Genomic DNA, 1,748 nt, shown 5'->3' on the forward strand with positions numbered 1-1,748 from the left:
AGGCTAACCCCATTGAGGCGCGTTTAAGTCGTCTATCTAGCGCTGTACGCGAACGAGTTAACCAACTGCCGGAAGGTACTGCCGATCCTAGTTTACAAGCTTTAGGCTGGGGAGATGGTGGCAATCGCGGTTGGGGGAATAGTCGTGTCGGTGGTTGGGCAGATGGTCGCGGTGGTAGTTTCGTTAATTCCCGCCCTTGGCGCAATGGTTGGTCTGACGGTGGTGGTTTCTTTAATTCCCGACCGCGCTGGGGTAATGGTGGCGGTTTCTTAAATCGTTGGTAAGTAAGGTTGGGTGAGGGGTTAACTTTATCCTCGTCCCAACCCCGGTTTTACGAGAAAATCTAGGGTTTATAACTGGGAAAATCGATATAACCTTCCTTGTCAAAAGAATACCAATCTTTCATCTCAGCATCGGGATTAAGGGGCCAATTATTGGCGAATCTTTCCACCAAATCGGGATTACTGATATAGGGGCGACCGAAAGCAATTAAATCCGCATCTCCTAACTGAATAGCGGCTTCAGCAGTTTCTTTTGTATAACCACAATTGCCGATTAATGCACTATTAAAAACAGCCCGAAACTCGGATAAAAGCATCGGTTGACCCTTTTCATGAAAACCAAAAGCCAAGCCATCTAGCAGATGCAAATAAGCTAAATTGTACTCATTTAATCTTTGGGCAATATAGAGAAAAGTTTCTCGAAAATCCTCGGAACCCATGTCATTATAAACTCCATTGGGAGACAGACGCACCCCCACTCGATGACTGGGAAAAACAGTTAAAATTGCCTCGACCACTTCCTGCAAAAAACGATAGCGATTCGCCAAACTGCCACCATACTTATCCTGACGCTGATTAGTAACAGATTGTAGAAAAGTATCGATTAAATAACCATTGGCCCCGTGAATTTCTATGCCATCAAACCCCGCTAATTTTGCCCTCTGAGCGGCTTTACGGTAATCGGCGACAATTGCGCTGATTTCCTCGGTTTCTAAGGCTCTAGGGGTCTCGTAGGGCTGTTTACCCATGGGTGTGTGCAACTCCCCCTTAATCTTAATTGCGGAAGGGGCAACTGGTGAAGCCCCATTTTCCTGAAAACTCGGATGAGAAGCGCGACCACAGTGCCACAATTGACAAAAAATTGGTGTTCCTTTTCTTTGGGCGATTTTAGTCACCATTTGCCATGCTTGCGCTTGTTCATCGGTGTAGATACCGGGGGTATTTTGCCAACCGTTAGCTTGAGGAGAAATTACCGTCGCTTCTGTAATCATTAATCCGGCGCTGGCCCTTTGCCGGTAATACTCGGCCATTATCTCATTAGCAAGACGTTTTTCTCCTGCTCGCGCTCGCGTCATGGGAGCAAGCACAAGACGATTTTCTAGGTTTAAATCTCCCAATTTAAATTGACTTAAAAGCGCTAGGGAAGTAGTGAAGGAAGTCATCAAATTTGCCGATAGAGAATTTAGGTTAATTTTACCGCAGTTAGTTAAAACCAGACAATCGCACCCAAGGATGATTGACTGTCTATCTGCGAGATTGTTCCTCTGCTAAGGGAGGAGAATTAATCGGGTCAATTAGCTGACTATAATTGATCTTGTTCATAAATAGGGTCTGCTGAAAAAGTTTTCCCTGGGGGCAGGGTGTGGGGTGTGGGGTGTGGGGTGTAGGGTTTTACCGATTTTCAGGTGGTCAACTACCTAATTTTCAGGGAAAAAGTACCTGAATTTTCCCCTCAATCACTCCAAT

2 protein-coding genes are annotated in these 1,748 nt (G+C 45.7%); one reads left to right on the forward strand and one right to left on the reverse strand.

Annotation, left to right across the window (positions count from 1 at the left end):
- Nucleotides 1-284, forward strand: a 284-nt coding sequence (grrA, locus tag PX482_RS20740) for a GrrA/OscA1 family cyclophane-containing rSAM-modified RiPP (RefSeq protein WP_288122965.1), incomplete at its 5' end; no start/stop codon positions are given.
- Nucleotides 285-343: 59 nt separating this feature from the next.
- Here the strand turns inward: grrA and PX482_RS20745 are convergent.
- Entirely contained in the window at nucleotides 344-1,444 is a 1,101-nt protein-coding gene (locus PX482_RS20745) for an alkene reductase (RefSeq protein WP_002761107.1), read from the reverse strand.
- Nucleotides 1,445-1,748: the final 304 nt, after the last annotated feature.

The organism is Microcystis sp. M53602_WE12, from assembly GCF_030065455.1.
Taxonomy (GTDB): Bacteria; Cyanobacteriota; Cyanobacteriia; order Cyanobacteriales; family Microcystaceae; genus Microcystis; species Microcystis aeruginosa.